This is a genomic window from Halorientalis pallida, assembly GCF_004118325.1.
Lineage (GTDB): Archaea > Halobacteriota > Halobacteria > Halobacteriales > Haloarculaceae > Halorientalis > Halorientalis pallida.
The window spans coordinates 106,308-123,284 of record NZ_RDFA01000001.1 but is presented as its reverse complement, the minus strand read 5'-3'; the positions used below and the strand labels follow the sequence as shown (position 1 = coordinate 123,284).

At 67.2% G+C, this 16,977-nt stretch carries 20 protein-coding genes; 11 read left to right on the top strand and 9 right to left on the bottom strand.

The genetic code is table 11. The features are described from left to right. The 5 genes from acs to EAF64_RS00720 all read left to right on the top strand — a co-directional run. On the top strand, positions 1–1,546 hold a 1,546-nt coding region (gene acs / locus EAF64_RS00740; RefSeq protein ID WP_129067071.1), incomplete at its 5' end, for an acetate--CoA ligase. Positions 1,547–1,651: 105 nt separating this feature from the next. Next, positions 1,652–2,119: a DUF4212 domain-containing protein gene (locus EAF64_RS00735; RefSeq protein WP_129067070.1), complete on the top strand. Its 468-nt coding sequence runs from the start codon at positions 1,652–1,654 to the stop codon at positions 2,117–2,119. Then, positions 2,116–3,753, top strand: a complete 1,638-nt coding sequence (locus EAF64_RS00730) for a VC_2705 family sodium/solute symporter (protein WP_129067069.1) — start codon at positions 2,116–2,118, stop codon at positions 3,751–3,753. Before EAF64_RS00735 ends, EAF64_RS00730 begins: the two co-directional genes overlap by 4 nt. A 4-nt stretch (positions 3,754–3,757) precedes the next feature. Further along, entirely contained in the window at positions 3,758–4,240 is a 483-nt protein-coding gene (locus EAF64_RS00725; protein ID WP_129067068.1) for a universal stress protein, read from the top strand. Positions 4,241–4,305: 65 nt separating this feature from the next. Beyond that, positions 4,306–4,521: a hypothetical protein gene (locus tag EAF64_RS00720; RefSeq protein WP_129067067.1), complete on the top strand. Its 216-nt coding sequence runs from the start codon at positions 4,306–4,308 to the stop codon at positions 4,519–4,521. Positions 4,522–4,551: 30 nt separating this feature from the next. On the opposite strand, the gene EAF64_RS00715 is transcribed toward EAF64_RS00720, so the two are convergent. Then, positions 4,552–4,980 (bottom strand): universal stress protein, encoded by a 429-nt coding sequence (locus EAF64_RS00715; protein WP_129067066.1) that lies wholly within the window; start codon positions 4,978–4,980, stop codon positions 4,552–4,554. 99 nt (positions 4,981–5,079) lie between these two features. Beyond that, positions 5,080–5,958, bottom strand: a complete 879-nt coding sequence (locus EAF64_RS00710; RefSeq protein WP_129067065.1) for an isocitrate lyase/PEP mutase family protein — start codon at positions 5,956–5,958, stop codon at positions 5,080–5,082. Between the two features lie 130 nt (positions 5,959–6,088). On the opposite strand from EAF64_RS00710, the gene EAF64_RS00705 reads away from it, so the two are divergent. The 3 genes from EAF64_RS00705 to EAF64_RS00695 all read left to right on the top strand — a co-directional run bounded on the left by EAF64_RS00705 (position 6,089) and on the right by EAF64_RS00695 (position 8,521). Next, on the top strand, positions 6,089–6,523 hold the full coding sequence (locus EAF64_RS00705; RefSeq protein ID WP_129067064.1) for a hypothetical protein: 435 nt from the start codon (positions 6,089–6,091) through the stop codon (positions 6,521–6,523). A 140-nt stretch (positions 6,524–6,663) separates the two neighbouring features. Beyond that, positions 6,664–8,214 (top strand): acyl-CoA carboxylase subunit beta, encoded by a 1,551-nt coding sequence (locus tag EAF64_RS00700; protein WP_129067063.1) that lies wholly within the window; start codon positions 6,664–6,666, stop codon positions 8,212–8,214. Further along, a complete protein-coding gene (locus EAF64_RS00695; protein ID WP_394345742.1) occupies positions 8,195–8,521 on the top strand; it encodes an acc operon protein in 327 nt (108 codons plus the stop codon). Before EAF64_RS00700 ends, EAF64_RS00695 begins: the two co-directional genes overlap by 20 nt. Position 8,522: 1 nt before the next feature. Here the strand turns inward: EAF64_RS00695 and EAF64_RS00690 are convergent, their stop codons facing one another. Then, on the bottom strand, positions 8,523–8,771 hold the full coding sequence (locus tag EAF64_RS00690) for a hypothetical protein (protein WP_129067062.1): 249 nt from the start codon (positions 8,769–8,771) through the stop codon (positions 8,523–8,525). Between the two features lie 65 nt (positions 8,772–8,836). Further along, complete coding sequence (locus EAF64_RS00685) at positions 8,837–9,313, bottom strand: cupin domain-containing protein (RefSeq protein WP_129067061.1); 477 nt, start codon at positions 9,311–9,313, stop codon at positions 8,837–8,839. Between the two features lie 133 nt (positions 9,314–9,446). Between EAF64_RS00685 and EAF64_RS00680 the strand changes: the two genes are divergently transcribed. Then, on the top strand, positions 9,447–11,297 hold the full coding sequence (locus tag EAF64_RS00680; RefSeq protein WP_129067060.1) for an acetyl-CoA carboxylase biotin carboxylase subunit: 1,851 nt from the start codon (positions 9,447–9,449) through the stop codon (positions 11,295–11,297). Positions 11,298–11,309: 12 nt separating this feature from the next. Here EAF64_RS00680 and EAF64_RS00675 read toward each other — a convergent pair whose 3' ends face one another. Both EAF64_RS00675 and EAF64_RS00670 read right to left on the bottom strand, forming a co-directional pair. Then, positions 11,310–11,750, bottom strand: coding sequence for a MaoC/PaaZ C-terminal domain-containing protein (locus tag EAF64_RS00675; protein WP_129067059.1), 441 nt, complete (start codon positions 11,748–11,750; stop codon positions 11,310–11,312). A gap of 53 nt (positions 11,751–11,803) precedes the next feature. Next, positions 11,804–12,250 (bottom strand): MaoC/PaaZ C-terminal domain-containing protein, encoded by a 447-nt coding sequence (locus EAF64_RS00670; RefSeq protein ID WP_129067058.1) that lies wholly within the window; start codon positions 12,248–12,250, stop codon positions 11,804–11,806. 79 nt (positions 12,251–12,329) lie between these two features. On the opposite strand from EAF64_RS00670, the gene EAF64_RS00665 reads away from it, so the two are divergent. Beyond that, complete coding sequence (locus tag EAF64_RS00665) at positions 12,330–13,265, top strand: biotin--[acetyl-CoA-carboxylase] ligase (protein ID WP_129067057.1); 936 nt, start codon at positions 12,330–12,332, stop codon at positions 13,263–13,265. On the opposite strand, the gene EAF64_RS00660 is transcribed toward EAF64_RS00665, so the two are convergent. The 3 genes from EAF64_RS00660 to EAF64_RS00650 all read right to left on the bottom strand — a co-directional run bounded on the left by EAF64_RS00660 (position 13,262) and on the right by EAF64_RS00650 (position 16,064). Further along, complete coding sequence (locus tag EAF64_RS00660; protein ID WP_129067056.1) at positions 13,262–13,729, bottom strand: universal stress protein; 468 nt, start codon at positions 13,727–13,729, stop codon at positions 13,262–13,264. The two genes, EAF64_RS00665 and EAF64_RS00660, sit on opposite strands and share 4 nt — an antisense overlap. 68 nt (positions 13,730–13,797) lie before the next feature. After that, entirely contained in the window at positions 13,798–14,835 is a 1,038-nt protein-coding gene (locus tag EAF64_RS00655; protein ID WP_193767524.1) for an amidohydrolase family protein, read from the bottom strand. Further along, a complete protein-coding gene (locus EAF64_RS00650; RefSeq protein ID WP_129067055.1) occupies positions 14,832–16,064 on the bottom strand; it encodes an HD domain-containing protein in 1,233 nt (410 codons plus the stop codon). The genes EAF64_RS00655 and EAF64_RS00650 overlap by 4 nt, the downstream gene beginning before the upstream one ends. A 104-nt stretch (positions 16,065–16,168) precedes the next feature. Here EAF64_RS00650 and EAF64_RS00645 point away from each other — a divergent pair, with 104 nt between their 5' ends. Further along, positions 16,169–16,963 (top strand): DUF7537 family lipoprotein, encoded by a 795-nt coding sequence (locus tag EAF64_RS00645; protein WP_129067054.1) that lies wholly within the window; start codon positions 16,169–16,171, stop codon positions 16,961–16,963. The last annotated feature ends 14 nt before the right edge of the window (positions 16,964–16,977 follow it).

Below are 16,977 nucleotides of genomic sequence, written 5' to 3'. Positions count from 1 at the left end.
CATGCCGATGATCCCGGAACTGCCGGTGGCGATGCTGGCGTGTGCCCGGATCGGCGCACCCCACTCGGTCGTGTTCGCGGGCTTCTCCGCGGACGCGCTCGCCACCCGGATGAACTCCGCGGACTCCGAGTATCTCGTCACCTGTGACGGCTACTACCGCCGGGGCGATCCGCTGAACCACAAGGACAAGGCCGACGAGGGGCTCGGCGACGTCGACCACGGGGTCGAGACGGTCGTCGTCGACCGGCTGGACGACGAACTCGACCACGATCTCGACGACGGCCAGCACGACTACGACGACCTGATCGACGACCACGCGGGCGCAGAGGTCGACCCAGTCACCCGCGACGCCGAGGACATGCTGTTTCTGATGTACACGTCGGGAACCACGGGCAAGCCCAAGGGTGTGAAACACACCACCGGGGGCTACCTGTCCTACGTCTCGTGGACGTCTCACGCCGTCCTCGACATCGAGCCCGAGGACACCTACTGGTGTTCGGCCGACATCGGCTGGATCACGGGCCACAGTTACATCGTCTACGGGCCGCTCGCGCTGGGCACCTCGACGGTGATGTACGAGGGGACGCCGGACTACCCCGAGAAAGACCGGCTCTGGGAGATCGTCGACGACTACGACGTGACCCAGCTCTACACGGCCCCGACCGCGATCCGGGCGTTCATGAAGTGGGGCGAGGAGTACCCCGAGCGCCACGACCTGTCGAGCCTCCGCCTGCTGGGGACCGTCGGGGAACCGATCAACCCCCGCGCGTGGAAGTGGTACTACAAACACATCGGCGACGAGTCCTGCCCGGTGGTCGACACCTGGTGGCAGACCGAGACCGGCGGGATGATGATCACGACGCTGCCGGGCGTCGGCGAGATGAAACCCGGTTCCGCGGGGCCGCCGCTGCCCGGGATCAGCGCGAACGTCGTCGACATGAACGGCGACGACGTCCAGCCCGGCGAGGCCGGCTACCTCACCGTCGACCAGCCCTGGCCCGGGATGTTGCGGACGTTGTACCGCAACGACGACCGGTTCATCAGCGAGTACTGGCAGGAGTACTCGGACTCCGACGCCGACGAGTGGGTCTACTTCCCCGAGGACGGCGCGAAGATCGACGACGACGGCTACATCACCGTGCTGGGCCGGGTCGACGACGTGATCAACGTCTCCGGCCACCGGCTCGGGACGATGGAACTGGAGAGTGCCATCGTCGGCGTCGAAGGCGTCGCCGAGGCCGCGGTCGTCGGCGGCGACCACGAAATCAAAGGCGAAGCGGTCTACGCCTACGTCATCACCGAGGACGGCTACGAGGGTGACGACGACCTGCGCGCGCGCATCGTCGAGGGCGTCGAGGACGCCATCGGACCCATCGCGCGGCCCGAGGCGGTCATCTTCTCGCCCGAACTCCCCAAGACTCGGTCGGGCAAGATCATGCGACGCCTGCTGGAAGACATCGCCAACGGGGACGAACTCGGGAACACGAGCACACTACGTAATCCCGAGGTCGTCCGCGATATCGAGAAGAAAGTCGGCGGCGACTGAGGACCGCGCCCCACCCATCTCACGCACGCGACACCACGACACGATTCAGCCAACCTGACTCTCGCACGACACGAACCACCGACGACACCATCACACGACCGAAATATGACAGACAAAGACACGCACGATTCGACGGACGGTACGGCGACCGGGGACGCGGCTCCGGTAGCCGAAACTGATGGCGGGACGATAACGAAAGCCGCGGAGGACCACCGGCAAACCGATTACCTCGACAGCGAGGTCAACCTGCTCAGACCCAGCACGAGGTTCATGCGGGACCATCTGAAACTGGTCTGGGGGAGTTTCATCGCCTGGATCCTCGCCACGTGGGGTCCAGTTACAGCGACATTCCTCGCACCGGAGACGATGACGTCGCTGTCGATCCTGGGCTTTCCGCTCCACTACTTCATGGTGGGCTTTTTCGCACCGACCAGTTCGCTGATCCTGGCGGCGATCTACGCCCACCGGCGTGACAAACTCGACGAGAAGTACGGTATCAACACCTCGTCGCGGGCGGAAACGCCCAGCGGACCCGAGGACGCAGCGGCGACCGACGGAGGTGTGGACGAATGATCGTCCCTTTGCAGGCGGACGCACTCAACATCTCGTTCAAGCCTCTCGGGGCGGCCATCGTCTTCCTGATGATGGCCTCGTTCCTGGCCATCGGCTACCTGTTCAAGGTCGCCGACACCGAGGGCATGTGGGTCGCGGGCCGCGGGATCGGCTACGTCGAGAACGGCATGGCCATCGCCGCCAACTGGATGTCGGCCGCGTCGTATCTCGGCCTGGCAGGGCTGATCGCGCTGTCCGGGTTCTACGGACTGGCGTTCGTCGTCGGCTGGACGACGGGCTATTTCGTCCTGCTCATCTTCCTGGCCGCGCAGATGCGCCGGTTCGGGAAGTACACCGCGCCCGACTTCGTCGGGGACCGGTTCAACTCCTCGACCGCCCGCGCCATCGCGGCGTTCACGACGCTGCTGATCGCGTACGTCTACTCGGTCGGGCAGGCCAGCGGCATGGGCCTGGTCGGTCAGTACGTGTTCGGGCTGGACTTCGTGCCGATGGTCATCGTGATGATGGCGATCACGGTCGGCTACCTCGCGCTCTCCGGCATGCTGGGTGCGACCAAGGGGATGGCCGTCCAGTACGTCATCCTCATCGTCGCGTTCCTCGTGGGCGTCTTCGCGGTCGGCTGGTTCCACCAGGGGATGATCCTGCCACAGATCCAGTACGGTGCCTTGATCAGTGACCTGTCGACCCAGTTCTCGGAGCCGTTCGTCAACGCGCCGTTCTACGTGTGGGTCGCGACGGCGTTCTCGCTGGTCTTCGGGACCTGTGGACTCCCGCACGTCCTGGTGCGGTTCTACACCGTCCAGAACGAGCGGACCGCCCGCTGGTCGACCGTCTCGGGACTGTTCTTCATCATGCTCCTGTACTGGTCGGCCCCCGCGATGGCCGCCCTCGGTGTCGACCTGTTCAGCGCCGTCAACAACATCTCGCCCGACGCCGTCTTCGCCGGCGCAGAGGCCGGCGGGATGTCCGGCGCGGAAGGTGACGTGATCGTCGTGCTCGCCGCGCAGTTCGCCAACCTCCCGCAGTGGCTGGTCGGCTTCGTCGCGGCCGGTGCGATGGCCGCGGCAATCGCGACGACGGCCGGACTCTTCATCACGGCCTCCTCTGCGGTCGCCCACGACATCTACACCGAACTGATCAACCCCGACGCGACCCAGCGTCAGCAGATCCTGCTCGGCCGGGCGACCATCGTCGCGATGGGTGCGCTCGTGACGCTGACCGCACTCGATCCGCCGGCGCTGATCGGCGAACTCGTCGCGCTCGCGTTCTCGCTCGCGGCGCTCGTGCTCTTCCCGATGTTCTTCCTCGGTCTCTGGTGGGAGAACACGAACCGACAGGGCGCACTCGCCGGGATGACGACCGGCCTGACGATCTGGATCCTCGCCGTCGTCAACGACCTCATCGTGCCGTTCAGTGAGGTCTACGGCGAGTTCGTGCCCGCGATCGGTGCGGCCCTGCCCGGCACGCCGCTGGTGTTCATCGTCACCATCGTCGTCTCGCTGGCGACGACGGAGCCGCCGGCGAAGACCAAGAAGATGGTCCGGCAGTGTCACAGCCCGAAGCCGATGGGCCAGCAACAGACCGCCGAAGACGTCGTGGGTACCGACGGGGGTCAGACCCCCGCGGACGACTAGAGCCATGTACGACAACATCCTCATCCCCACTGACGGGAGCGAGACGGCACGGTACGCGGTCGACCAGGCGATCGACGTCGCCTCGAAGTACGGTGCGACGGTTCACGTTCTCTACGTCGTGGACGTCGACGCCACCAGCTACTCGCTGGGCACCGAACAGGTCGACCGGATCCGACAGGGTAACCTCGACGAGATGCCCGAAGTCAAGGAAGCGGCCGAAGCGGCCACGGCCTACGTCGCCGACGCCGCCGCCGAACACGGACTCGCGGTCGAGGAACACATCCGGGTCGGTGAGCCCGCACGCGCCATCCGGAAGTTCGTCGAGGACAGCGACATCGACCTCGTCGTCATGGGTTCGCACGGCAGGTCGGGACTCTCACGTGTCATCCTCGGGAGCGTCACCGAGAAAGTCCTGCGCCGGACCCGCCTCCCCGTCCTCGTGGTCGACGCCCACAGCGACGAGGACGACGAAGCACAAACCGAATAGCCACACGCCCCCTCTCCGTCGAGTATGACACATCTACACGTGCGGCCGATCCGAGGTGACCGACCGTGAGTATCGTCGATAGCATCCGGAACCACGTCCGCGAACACCGCTCCGGCATGGTCTCGGACCTGCTGTTCGCGCTCGTGTGGGTGACGCTGGTCGAGGTGTTCTTCACCTTCGTCGACGGCCCGCAGTGGGCGTACTACATGTTCATGCTCGCCGGCATCGTAGCCTACTTCGGCTTCTTCTGGTCGCTCGACCTAGCGCGAGAAAAGCAGTAGGTCGGATCGAGCGACGCCGCGCGCGCCGCGTCAGGTCCGCGGCACCGCCAGTACGGGAACGTTCGCCTTCCTGACGAGCGCGTCCGTGACGCTGCCGACCCGTTCGCGCTCTACGATCCGCTTGCCCGTAGTGCCCATCGTCACGAGGTCGGCACCGACTTCGTCCACGTACTTGAGGATCTCGTCGTCGGGCGCTCCGACCCGGATCGCCGTCTCGGTGTCGAGGCCGGCCTCGTTGATCCCCTCTTCGAGTTGCGCGATGGCTCGTTCCCCCTCGTCTTCGAGTTTCTCGTTGATCTCACCCATCGCCAGCCCGGGCGCTGCGTTGGCGACGCTCTCGTCGACCACGTAGAGGACGTGCACCGTCGCGTCGTGGCGCGTGGCCGCGTCGATGGCGTGATCGACCGCCCCGGCGGCGACCTCGCTTCCATCCGTCGGCAGGAGTACGGTGTCGTACATACACGAAAAAATTCGGCTGCAGTCGACTTAATCTAACGTCCGGATTCTCGGATCCTGGGAACGTGATCGGGCACTGGCTTTCGCCGTCCCCCGGAAGCGTCACTCGTCTGTCGCGTACCGACGCTCGATCTCCCGGTAGCTGTCGGCGTCGACCACGTCCTCGAAGTCCTCGAAGGAGACGCCGTCGATGGACTCCGTCGTGCCCCTCTCGGTCAGGGTCTCGTAGGCATCCCGCATCGCTTCCGTCGCCGCGAACAACGCCGACAGCGGGTAGACGGCGATGTCGAACCCAATCTCGTCGAGTTCGGCCGCGGACAACTCGGGCGTCTTCCCGCCGTCGACCACGTTGGCGAACGTCGGCGCGCCTATCTCGGCGGCGATGCGTTCCAGTTCCGCCCGCGATTCGGGGGCCTCCACGAACACCACGTCGGCCCCCGCGTCGGCGTAGGCGCGGCCGCGTTCGACTGCCTCGTCCAGCCCGTGGACCGCGCGAGCGTCCGTGCGGCCGACGATCACGAGGTCGTCGTCGCGCTCCGCCCGCAGGTCCGCGGCGGCGCGGATCCGCTGTACGCCCTCCGCGGCCGGCACGACGCGTTTCTCGTCCATGTGGCCACAGCGTTTGGGCCACTCCTGATCCTCGAGGATGACTCCCGCGACGCCGGCGTCGAGACACTCCCCGACCGTCCGCCGGACGTTCACCGCCGAGCCGTAGCCCGTGTCCGCGTCCGCCACCAGCGGCACGTCGACGCTCCCGGCGATCCGGTCGATCCGCTCGACGTTCTCGGCCATCGACAGCAGTCCGAGATCCGGGAGGCCGAGCGTCGAGGCCGCGATTCCGAACCCAGACGTGAAGACAGCCTCGAAGCCGGCCCGCTCGGCCAGCCGTGCCGAGAGCGCGTCGTGGACGCCCGGCAGCGCGACGATCCCATCGCTATCGAGCACCGCCCGGAACTGTGCGGCCTGCGAGTTCGCTGTCATGGCTCGGCCGAGGGGGGCCGTCCGCCTAAGCGTTGCCGATCCACCACACTCCCTGCCCGTAGTCGTCACCTACTGATTGAACGAACGATAATTTTTACAGTGCAACATTATCGACCCACGCACCGGTGTTATGCTCGACTGGAAGCAGTGCCGACGGCGGCTGGTACGGCAACGCACACTGGGGACCTGTTACCTCTACGTCCTGTCGATCCTGGCGGTAGTGACCGTTTTCGACGGGTTTCCGCCGGGCCCCCTCGTCGCCAGTGGCGAGGCGACGACCCTCCTGGCGGCCGAGATCGCCCTCCTGGGACCCGCGATCTGTGGTTACCTCGACGTTGGCCCGGCGTATCCGGTGTACGGCTCGACCGTGTTCCTCTTCGCGCTCGTCGTCAGCAGGTCGGTCGCGCTCCCGCTATCGGGGCTTCCCGACCTCGCCATCGTGGTCGCACTCGTTTCGGTGTCGGCGACCGCCGGCAGCCTCCTCGGGACGGTCGGGTTCGTCATCGGCCGCGTGACGGACGGGTTCGCCGACGACCGAGCACACCTGCTCGGCCGGTCGATGTAGTCTGCCTGCTCGCGGTCCGCTAGCGCTCGCCGTTCGTTTTTTCAGGCGCTCACTTCGTTCGCGCCTTCCTACTCCGGAAAACATTTTTCACCCCGCTTCGTGTTCAGTGCCAAGATGGACGTACGGGGACGTGATACGCGATGACGATAGAAGACCGCGTCGAGGAACTCCGCGAGCGAAAGCGCGAGGCCGAACTCGGCGGTGGGGAAGACCGCATCGAGGCCCAGCACGACCGCGGGAAGATGACCGCCCGCGAGCGCATCGAGTACTTCCTCGATGACGGCACGTTCAACGAGGTCGACACCCTCCGCGAACACCGTTCGACGAACTTCGACATGGACGAGCGGGAGATGCCCGGCGACGGCGTCGTCACCGGCTACGGCGAGGTCGACGGGCGGAAGCTCTTCGTTTTCGCCCACGACTTCACCGTCATGGGTGGCTCGCTGGGCGAAGCGTTCGCCCAGAAAGTCTGCAAGATCATGGACAAGGCCATCGAGACCGGCTGTCCGATCATCGGCCTCAACGACTCGGCCGGTGCCCGCATCCAGGAAGGCATCGACTCGCTGGCCGGCTACGCCGACATCTTCCACCGCAACCAGCTCGCCTCCGGCGTCGTCCCCCAGATTTCGGCGATCATGGGCCCCTGTGCTGGCGGGGCAGTCTACTCCCCAGCTATCACGGACTTCATCATGATGGTCCAGGACACCAGCCACATGTTCATCACCGGCCCGGACGTGATCGAGACGGTCACCGGTGAGGAAGTCGGCTTCGAGGAACTCGGCGGCGCACAGACCCACGCCACGGAATCGGGCGTCTCCCACTTCACCGCCCAGGCAGAAGAGGCGGCGCTAGACGACATCGCCTACCTGCTCTCTTTTCTCCCGCAGAACAACGTCGAGGACCCGCCCCGCGTCGAGCCCTGGGACGACCCGGAACGGGAGCCGGACGACCTGATGGATATCGTCCCGGACCAGCCCCAGAAGCCCTACGACATGCGGAACGTGGTGGACCGGATCGTCGACGAGGGATCGTTCTTCGAGGTGGCCGAGATGTTCGCGCGGAACCTCACCATCGGCTTCGCCCGGATGGACGGCCATGCCGTGGGCATCGTCGGCAACAACCCCCACGTCAACGCGGGGACGCTGGACATCGACGCTTCGGTCAAGGGCGCACGCTTCGTCCGGTTCTGTGACGCCTTTAATATCCCCATACTCACGTTCGTGGACGTGCCAGGGTTCATGCCCGGCACGGACCAGGAACACGACGGGATCATCAAACACGGCGCGAAACTGCTCTACGCCTACTCCGAGGCGACGGTGCCGCTGTTGACGGTGATCACCCGGAAGGCCTACGGCGGTGCCTACGACGTGATGGCCTCGAAGCACATCGAGGCGGACATGAACTACGCCTGGCCGACCGCCGAGATCGCCGTGATGGGGCCGAAGGGTGCGGTGAACGTCCTCTACGACGACGAACTGGAAAGTGCCGAGGACGTCGAGGCCCGCCGGCAGGAACTCATCGACGAGTACCGCGACGCCTTCGCCAACCCCTACACAGCGGCCGAACGCGGCTTCGTCGACGACGTACTGGAACCGCAGGATACGCGCGCCCGGCTCATCACCGACCTGGAGATGATCCGCGGGAAACGCAAGGACACCCCCGACCGCAAACATGGCAACATCCCGCTCTGAGATGGCCGACGAGAACGACCCGGCACATGCCGGCGAGGCGGCGCTGCTCGCGGCCGTGGAGGCCGCACTGACCGACGACGCCGACGCCGACGAAGCCGCGGCCGTCGCCGCCGCCATCGGCGCGCACATGCGCGATCAGGAACTCGCCGCTGCGGTCGCGGCCGACGGCGACGACGGCCCCAACTGGGACGACGACAAGTGGGAGTTCGCCAGCAAAGTGGCGCGCAAACGGCGGCGCTCGGTTCGCGTGCCGACCGATGCCCCGAAAGATCCCTGGGCCGCCGCGGGCCGGACGGATCGGATGTGAGTCAGGCCCGGGCGTGCCAGTAATCGACGGTGCGGAACAGGACGTACGCGACGGCGTTGAGCAGGCCCGCGAGTGCAAAGACGCCGCCGAGCACCCAGAAGACGCGGCCGAAGACGCCGATCTCGGTCAGACCGAACGCGAAAAACAGGGCGATGATCCCCCAGACCAGCAAGATCGCGGCGATGCGTGCACCTTCTTCGACGTAGGTCGACACCGACTGTGCCGGCGGGATGGGTGATGAATCGGACACGACCGTTTCTTTCGGTCCGTGGCGGAAAAGGCGGCCGGTAGCTCAAACGCCGGCTGTACCAACGCCTAGACGCGCATCGTCTCGTCGCACTCGGGACACCGAAGCCCGCCCTGGTCGCCGGCCGCGATGTCGACGCCCATCGCGTCCACGTCCGCACAGTTCGGGCAGGGGACCGGCACGCGGAGCTGGTCCCAGTCGTGGCGCTTGCCGGGCGCGCCGATGGCCAGCACGACGGCCTGCTCGTCGGTCTCGTTCTCGCCGTGGTGGTAGTCGCCGGGGGCGAAGCGGATGACTTCACCGGCGGCGACCTCCCGTGACCCGGCCTCGGTGTCGAACGTTACGGTCCCCTCCAGCACGTAGAAGATCTCCTCCTGATCGAGGTGTGTGTGGTAGCCGCCGTCGGGAGCCTCGCCGGGGGCCAGCGTGTAGTGGTTCATCGCCACGTCGGTGGTGCCCAGCGCGTCGGCCAGCGCCCGCGCGCCGTCGGTCGCGTCGAGCGGGTGCGGGAAGGTGTCCAACTCTTCGACGGTAACGTGTTCCATATCGGTAGGGTCCGCCCGCCCCGGCAAACGAATTTTGGGTTCGCATGTTGGGTGGTTTATACCGGCCGACCGGAGCCGGTTTTCCCTTGCCGCGTGCGCATACTTTTATAAGATGACTCCCGGTACAGAGGGTATGTTCGATACGGTGCTCGTCGCGAACCGGGGAGAGATCGCGGTCCGGGTGATGCGCGCCTGTGAGGAACTGGGTATAGACACGATCGCCGTCTACAGTGAAGCGGACAAGCACTCGGGACACGTCCGGTACGCGGACGAGGCGTACAACGTGGGCCCGGCCCGCGCGGCCGACTCCTACCTCGACCACGACGCGATCATCGAGGCCGCACGGAAGGCCGACGCCGACGCGATCCACCCTGGCTACGGCTTCCTCGCGGAGAACGCCGAGTTCGCCCGCAAGGTCGAAGCCACCGAGGGCGTCACCTGGGTCGGCCCCGCGGGCGACGCCATGGAGCGACTGGGCGAGAAGACCAAGGCCCGCAACGTCATGAGCGAGGCCGACGTGCCCATCGTGCCCGGCACCGACCCAATCGAGGAACCCGAGGCGGTCCGGGAGTTCGCCGAGGAACACGGCTACCCCATCGCGATCAAGGCCGAGGGTGGCGGTGGCGGCCGCGGGATGAAGATCGTCCGCGAGGAAAGCGAGATCGAAGAGCAACTCGAGAGCGCCAAACGCGAGGGGGAGGCCTACTTCGACAACGACTCGGTCTTTCTGGAGCGCTACCTCGAAGACCCGCGCCACATCGAGGTGCAGATCGTCGCCGACCACCACGGCAACGTCCGCCATCTGGGGGAACGTGACTGTTCGCTCCAGCGCCGGCACCAGAAGGTCATCGAGGAGGGCCCCAGTCCCGCTCTCGACGACGAACTGCGGGAGGAGATCGGCGAGGCCGCCCGCCGGGGCGTCGACGCCGCCGACTACTACAACGCCGGCACCGTCGAGTTCCTCGTCGAGGAGGACCCGGATCGGGACCCCGACGAGGTGCTGGGCGCGGACGCGAACTTCTACTTCCTGGAAGTGAACACCCGGATTCAGGTCGAACACACCGTCACCGAGGAGATCACGGGCATCGACATCGTGAAGTGGCAGCTCCGGGTCGCGGCCGGCGAGGAGATCGGCTTCGCACAGGACGACGTGGAGATCGACGGGCACGCCATGGAGTTCCGGATCAACGCCGAGAACGCCGCCGAGGACTTCGCGCCGGCGACCGGCGGCGAACTCGACGTGTACGACCCGCCGGGCGGCATCGGCGTCCGGATGGACGACGCGCTCCGGCAGGGTGACGACCTCGTGACCGACTACGACTCGATGATCGCGAAGCTGATCGTCTACGGGTCGGACCGCCAGGAGTGTATCGAGCGCTCGAAGCGCGCCCTCGCCGAGTACGACATCGAGGGCATCCCCACCATCATCCCGTTCCACCGGCTGATGCTCACCGACGACGCGTTCGTGGACGGGAAACACCACACCAAGTACCTCGACGAGGAACTCGACCCCGAGCGCATCGACGAGGCCCAGGAGCAGTGGGGCTCGGACGGTGACTCCGGCGGCGACGAGGACGAGGACGTCGTCGAACGGGAGTTCACCGTGGAGGTCAACGGCAAGCGGTTCAGCGTCAACCTCGAAGAGCGCGGCGCGCCGCCGATCCCGACCAGCGCCGGCAACGGCGGCGGGGGGAACCAGCCCCAGCGTCCCTCGGGCGGCTCCGGCGGCGGCGGAGGCGGTGGCGGCGGTGGTCAGGCCGCCGCGGCCGAGGGCCAGCAGGTCACCGCCGAGATGCAGGGCACCATCCTCGAGGTCGACGTCGGCGAGGGCGACGAGGTGGCCTCCGGCGACGTGATCTGCGTGCTGGAAGCGATGAAGATGGAAAACGACATCGTCGCGCCCGCGGGCGGCACCGTCGAACAGGTCGCCATCGCCGAGGGCGAGAGCGTCGACATGGGCGACCTGCTGGTCGTCATCGACTGATCGGGACCGCCCTCAGCCGCCCCGCCGCTGGACGACCAGATCGGTCACCATCGTCATCGCGGGGTCGCCGCCGACGTGGGCCGCGAGTTCGTAGTCGGCGTAGCCGTGCGCGTCGGTGTGGTCGGGAGTCGTCTTTTCGAGCAGTTCACCCCGGACGACGAGCGTGTCGCCCGGCCGGACCGGGTCGTGGAACTCGACGCGCCGGATGTAGCGTGCACCCAGGTTCGCCACGTTCGACAGCCACTCGTCGACCCAGTGGCGCATGGCGACCCCGATGGTGTGGAGGCCGCTGGCAATGAGTCCGCCGTGGACGGACTCGGCCGCGGCGTCCGGATCGACGTGGAACCGCTGTGGGTCCCACTGCTCGGCGAACGACAGAATCTCTGCTTCGCTCAGCGTCGCTTCGCCGAACGTGCCCGTCTCCCCGACCGTGAGATCGTCGAAGTACCGCATACCCGCCGTTCGGAGCCAGTGAGCAAAAGTCCGGCGCGTCGTCGGTCAGTCCGCTACCCCCACACCTCCCGGGTTCCGATCACCTGCTCGCTGATCATCGAGATGACTTCCTCGCCGTCGACGTGGACGGAGAGTTCGTACTCGACGAACCCGTGAGTGGGGTTGTACTCGTCCGGTTCCTTGTCCAGTACCTCGACTCTGAACTCGAGTTCTTCGCCGGGGCGGATGGCCCGTTCCCACGTCAAACTCCGTATCTCGCGTGCGCCCATGTTCTTCACGTCGTTGAGGTCCTCTTCGACCCACTCCCGGATGGCGACCGCGACGGTGTGCGAGCCGCTGGCGATGATGCCGCCGTGGACCGACTCCTTGGCGGCCTCGGGGTCAGTGTGGTAGTCCTGTGGGTCCCACTCGCTGGCGAAGTCGATGATCTCGTCCTGGCTCAGCGTCTCAGTTCCGAGCGTCTTCGACTCGCCGACCTCGATGTCCTCGAAGTATCGCATATATTCGATGCCGAAAGAGTGGAATAAAAAACTCGCGCGTAGCGGCGAACTTACGGCCCCGGCGGGCGAACACGGGGGTATGCAGGACACGCGTCACCGCGTTCTCGACGCCATCGCGGACGGGCCAGTAGCGGGGCCGGCACTCGCCGACCGACTCGACGTGTCACGCGCCGCGGTCTGGAAACACATCGAGGCGCTCCGGGAGGCGGGCTTTGCCATCGACGGCGGCGACGACGGCTACGAACTCGTCTCGACGCCCGAGTTCGGGGGCGAATCAGTCGAGTTCGGGCTCGATGCGCCCTTCGAGGTGGAGTATCACGACACGATTCCGAGTACCAACGACCGTGCCCGGGAACTCGCGGCCGACGGACGCGAGGACGTGGTCGTGCTGGCCGACGAGCAGACCGGGGGTCGTGGCCGCCTCGACCGCGAGTGGGCGTCACCATCGGGCGGGATCTGGCTGTCGATCCTCCTCCGGCCGACGGTACCGCCGGCCGACGCGCCCGCGTTCACGCTCGCCGCCGCGGTGGCGACGGCCCGGGCGGCCCGCGAGGCGGGTGTCGACGCCACGATCAAGTGGCCCAACGACGTACTGGTGGCCGACGGCGACGGAAGACAGCGGAAACTTACGGGCATCCTCACGGAGATGGAGGGCGAGGCGGATCGAGTGTCCTGGTTGGTGGTCGGCACCGGCATCAACGCCAACGTCGACGCCGCCGAACTCGTCGACGGCGCGACCAGCATCCGCGAGGAGAACGGGGACGTGAATCGACGGGTGTTCACCCAGCGCGTGCTGGAGGTGTTCCACGAGTTACGCTCGGATCTGAACGCGGTGGTCCCGGCCTGGCGGGACCTCGCGGACACGCTGGGCCGTCGGGTCCGGGTCGATACACCCGGTGGTGAGGTCGTCGGCGAGGCGGTCGGCGTCGAGTTTCCTGGGACGCTCGTGGTCGAGACGGACGACGGGACCGTTCGCGTCAGCGCCGGGGACTGCGAACACCTCCGGGCGGTCTAGGCTTTCACCTCGGGTTCGCGGTCGACGACGGCCGGTTCCTCGACGCGGACCGTCATCACCGGGACCGGCGAGCGACGCACGACCCGTTCGGCGACGCTCCCCAGGAGCAGGCGGTCGATGCCACCACGGCCGTGTGTGCCCATCACGATCAGGTCGCAGTCGTCGTCGGCGGCGTGTTCCACGATGGTCGTGCTCGGTTTGCCCTCGACGACGACCCGCTGGACCGGCGCGCGGTCACCGACGACCCGCTCGACTTCGTTCAGTGCGGCCGTCCCTTCCTCGTACAGCAACTCCGAGATTCCCTCCCAACTGGTCTCCATTGGCAGAGTGGAGAAACTGGCCGCGTCGACGACGTACAGCGCGTGGATCAGCGCGTCGTCTCTCTCGGCCAGCGCCGCCGCGTGCTCGACGACCGGCTCCATCTCGGCCGATCCGTCCGTCGGCAGGAGGACTCGATTGTACATTGTTATCTGTTACCAAACTTCGACGGCGGCCGGCATAACTGTAACTGGGAACCGAACGGGGTCACCCGTCAGTCCGCGGTTTCGAGGAGGACCTCGCGGACGTCGCCGACGCCGGCGCGGCGGACGACGGCGCGGACGGGGTTCTTGTAGCCGGTGAGGTTGTCCGAGTCGCCGTCGAGGACGAACAGCCTGGCGTCCCGATCCTCCTCGATGACGCCGCAGTTCAACCCCGCGATGTCGGCCCCGTGGTGGGTCGCCATCTTGAGGACGTAACGGGCCGATACGTCGGAGAGTTTCGCGGCGAACTCCATCTCCCGGAACATCGAGGGGCTGTTGAGCATCACGTTGTCCGTTCCGAGCGCGACCGTCGTGTGTTCGGCCAGTTGGGCGATGTCCGGCGTCCCGGCGCCGGTCACGAGATTCGAGCGCGGGCAGACGACGACGGGCACGCCCCTGTCCGCGACCCGATCCAGGTGGATCGGGTCGGTGTGGACCATGTGGACGAGAAAGTCCGGATCGAGGTCGAGCGCGCCGTTGACGTCGTCGGGGTCGCGCTCGCCGGCGTGGATGCCGAACAGTTTGTCCGCCTTCCGGGTGGCGGTCCGTTCGCGACCGAACTCGCCGTCGCGGGCCCCGCTCGCACCGAACCCGTCGCCCGCTTCTATGACCGCGATCTCGTCGCGGCCGAGCGTGACCGACTCGATGGCCAGTCCCTCGGCGGCCTCGGCCATCGCGCGGACGCCCTCGACACCGCCCTCGCGGAATTCGATGCAGGCCGCAGTGCCGCTCGACTGCATAAAAGAGAGCGAGCGCTCCATCGCCGCGACGGTCTCTTCGTAGGTCGCTTCGCGGAGCAGTCGGTGTTTCAGGCCGTCGGGCGGCGCGACGAGTTCGTCCAGGCCCAGCCCCTCGCCGGCGTCTTTGGCGATGGAGTCGCCGATGTGCGTGTGAGCGTTGACGAATGCTGGGACGACGATGTCGTCGGTGTCGACGGGTTCCTCTTCGATGCCCGCGATCTGCCCGTCCGCGACGATCACCCGGCCCTCGACCGGTTCGAACGCCGTTCCGTGAAGGATTCGCCCTTCGATCACGCGCCGGTCGCTCATTCCCGGCCCTCCTGGAAGTCGTCGAGCGTGGTGTGGACGCCGGGACGTGCGTCGCTGACCAGTGAGCCGTCGATGTCGAGGCCGAGGACGCGACTGGCGGCGTGGCCCACCCGTTGGGTCACGTCCTCGGGCGCGTAGACGCCCAGTCGCCACTGGTCCCGCTGGACGGCCCGGAGCGCGCCGACCAGCGTGGACTGGTCGCCCAGCGGTCGGACCTCCCCGTTGACCATCACCCGACTCGTCGATTCCTTGATCTCCGGGCGGCCCGGCACGTCGAGGATCACGTCGGCCGGGTCGACCTCCGCGTCGGCGGCGATTTCGCGTTCGGCCTCGACCATCCCCGCGTGGTCGCGGTCGAGCAACTCTTCGGGCACGTCGCCCATCTCCGCCCAGACGGCCCGTTTCAGCAGGTCCCGCTCGGTGAGTCGGCGGGCGGTCTCGGCGGTCGCCTCGCACTGGCGGAGACCGACGAGCAGGTCGTGGTCGTCCATCCGGCGCATCGTCTCGGCGGTGGTGTCGGTGGCCTCCAGCAGGCGCTCGGCCCCCCGGCGGAGCATCGATTTGGAGATCCGCGCGGTGTGGTGGCCGTAGACGGTCGGCGTCATCAGCGCCCGGGCGACCAGCAGGCTCTCGGCGGTCTGGACGTTGCCCGCCGCGAGGACGAGTTCGCCGTCGACGAAGGCGAGTTCCCGGACCAGTCGCTCGTGGTCGATGGTGCCGTAGGGGACGCCGGTGTGGTGGGCGTCCCGGACGAGGTAGTCCATCCGGTCCACGTCGAGTTCGCCCGAGACGAGCTGGCCGAGCTTGCCGTCGCCGGCTACGAGGTCCGCGACGGCGTCGGGGTTCAGGCCGTGATCGGCCAACACTTGCGCGACCGCCCCGGAGTCCAGCAGTTCGTGGACGTCGTCGTGCCACTTCCCGGTGTGGCGGTGGACGACCGACTCGACGTTGTGGCTGAAGGGCGCGTGACCCACGTCGTGGAGGAGGGCGGCGGCACGCACGCGTTCGGCCTGCTGGCCCTCGACGTTGAGGTGGGCAAGCGCTTCGTCGGCGAGGTGGTAGACGCCCAGGCTGTGCTCGAAGCGGGTGTGGTTGGCGGAGGGATAGACCAGCGTGACGGTACCGAGCTGGCGGACGTGCCGGAGTCGCTGGACCGGCGGCGTGTCGAGCAGGTCCCTGGCGACCCCACGTACCTCGATGTGGTCGTGTACACTGTCCTTGATCTCCATTGTGCCGGGGTTGGAACCGCCGGCACTTTACTTCCCACGCCTGTCTGCGCTTCCGTCCGGCCGAAGCCGCCCCTTTGAAGACGGGAGGCGGCGTGGGGGCGGACATGAACCGGTACGCAGTCGCGCTCTGTTCGCTTCTCGCCGTGGTCGCCCTGGCGGGGTGTGGGACGCCCGGTGGAACCGGAACGCCGACGCAGTCGCCCGCAGGGTCGCCGAACGCGACCGCTGGCGGGCCCTACGACGCGCCGTTGACCGGGAGTGCGGTGACCGAGCGACACCGGGGGGCCATCGACGACGCGGGAACCTTCCGGTTCCGACAGTCTTCGACCGTCCGCGCCGCGTCGTCGGGGGCGCTCCTCCAGTACCGGAACGTGACGGCCGCCGTGAACCGCGAGACGGGCGTCTACCGCGCCACGGAGAACACGACGACGAACCAGCCCGCGGACATCTACGTCGGGCCGAACGGGACCGCACTCCTGCGACAGCGACTCGGTGACCGGACAGCCTACGACCGGCAGGTGCGCGACCGCAACGGATCGAACCCGTACGCCTACCCGCCCATCGGCCGGTACCTCGAAGGGCTGGAGTACAGCTACAACGGCACCCGGGAGACGGGCGGGCCGACGGTCCACGTGTACGAAGCCAGCGGGCTGGACCGGCTCGACGTCGACGAACACGGATTGACCGCCCTCGATCCGGGTAACCTCTCCGCCGTCTCGGCCGAACTCTGGGTCACCGACGGCGGTCGGCTCCAGGCGTTCCGGTACGACGTGGTCGGGACGAACCGGTTCGGCAATAGGCTCCGATTCACCGTCGCACTGCAGTACAGCGGGGTCGGTTCGACGACGGTCACCGAACCGTCCTGGACGGCCGAGGCCGAACGGGCCACTGCCGGCTAGGGCCGCCGGTGGGC

Coding starts and splice junctions, on each gene's coding strand:
- EAF64_RS00735 (WP_129067070.1), top strand. CDS start 1,652: ATGACAGACAAAGACACGCACGATTCGACGGACGGTACGGCGACCGGG.
- EAF64_RS00730 (WP_129067069.1), top strand. CDS start 2,116: ATGATCGTCCCTTTGCAGGCGGACGCACTCAACATCTCGTTCAAGCCT.
- EAF64_RS00725 (WP_129067068.1), top strand. CDS start 3,758: ATGTACGACAACATCCTCATCCCCACTGACGGGAGCGAGACGGCACGG.
- EAF64_RS00715 (WP_129067066.1), bottom strand. CDS start 4,980: ATGTACGACACCGTACTCCTGCCGACGGATGGAAGCGAGGTCGCCGCC.
- EAF64_RS00710 (WP_129067065.1), bottom strand. CDS start 5,958: ATGACAGCGAACTCGCAGGCCGCACAGTTCCGGGCGGTGCTCGATAGC.
- EAF64_RS00705 (WP_129067064.1), top strand. CDS start 6,089: ATGCTCGACTGGAAGCAGTGCCGACGGCGGCTGGTACGGCAACGCACA.
- EAF64_RS00700 (WP_129067063.1), top strand. CDS start 6,664: ATGACGATAGAAGACCGCGTCGAGGAACTCCGCGAGCGAAAGCGCGAG.
- EAF64_RS00695 (WP_394345742.1), top strand. CDS start 8,195: ATGGCAACATCCCGCTCTGAGATGGCCGACGAGAACGACCCGGCACAT.
- EAF64_RS00685 (WP_129067061.1), bottom strand. CDS start 9,313: ATGGAACACGTTACCGTCGAAGAGTTGGACACCTTCCCGCACCCGCTC.
- EAF64_RS00680 (WP_129067060.1), top strand. CDS start 9,447: ATGTTCGATACGGTGCTCGTCGCGAACCGGGGAGAGATCGCGGTCCGG.
- EAF64_RS00675 (WP_129067059.1), bottom strand. CDS start 11,750: ATGCGGTACTTCGACGATCTCACGGTCGGGGAGACGGGCACGTTCGGC.
- EAF64_RS00670 (WP_129067058.1), bottom strand. CDS start 12,250: ATGCGATACTTCGAGGACATCGAGGTCGGCGAGTCGAAGACGCTCGGA.
- EAF64_RS00665 (WP_129067057.1), top strand. CDS start 12,330: ATGCAGGACACGCGTCACCGCGTTCTCGACGCCATCGCGGACGGGCCA.
- EAF64_RS00660 (WP_129067056.1), bottom strand. CDS start 13,729: ATGTACAATCGAGTCCTCCTGCCGACGGACGGATCGGCCGAGATGGAG.
- EAF64_RS00655 (WP_193767524.1), bottom strand. CDS start 14,835: ATGAGCGACCGGCGCGTGATCGAAGGGCGAATCCTTCACGGAACGGCG.
- EAF64_RS00650 (WP_129067055.1), bottom strand. CDS start 16,064: ATGGAGATCAAGGACAGTGTACACGACCACATCGAGGTACGTGGGGTC.
- EAF64_RS00645 (WP_129067054.1), top strand. CDS start 16,169: ATGAACCGGTACGCAGTCGCGCTCTGTTCGCTTCTCGCCGTGGTCGCC.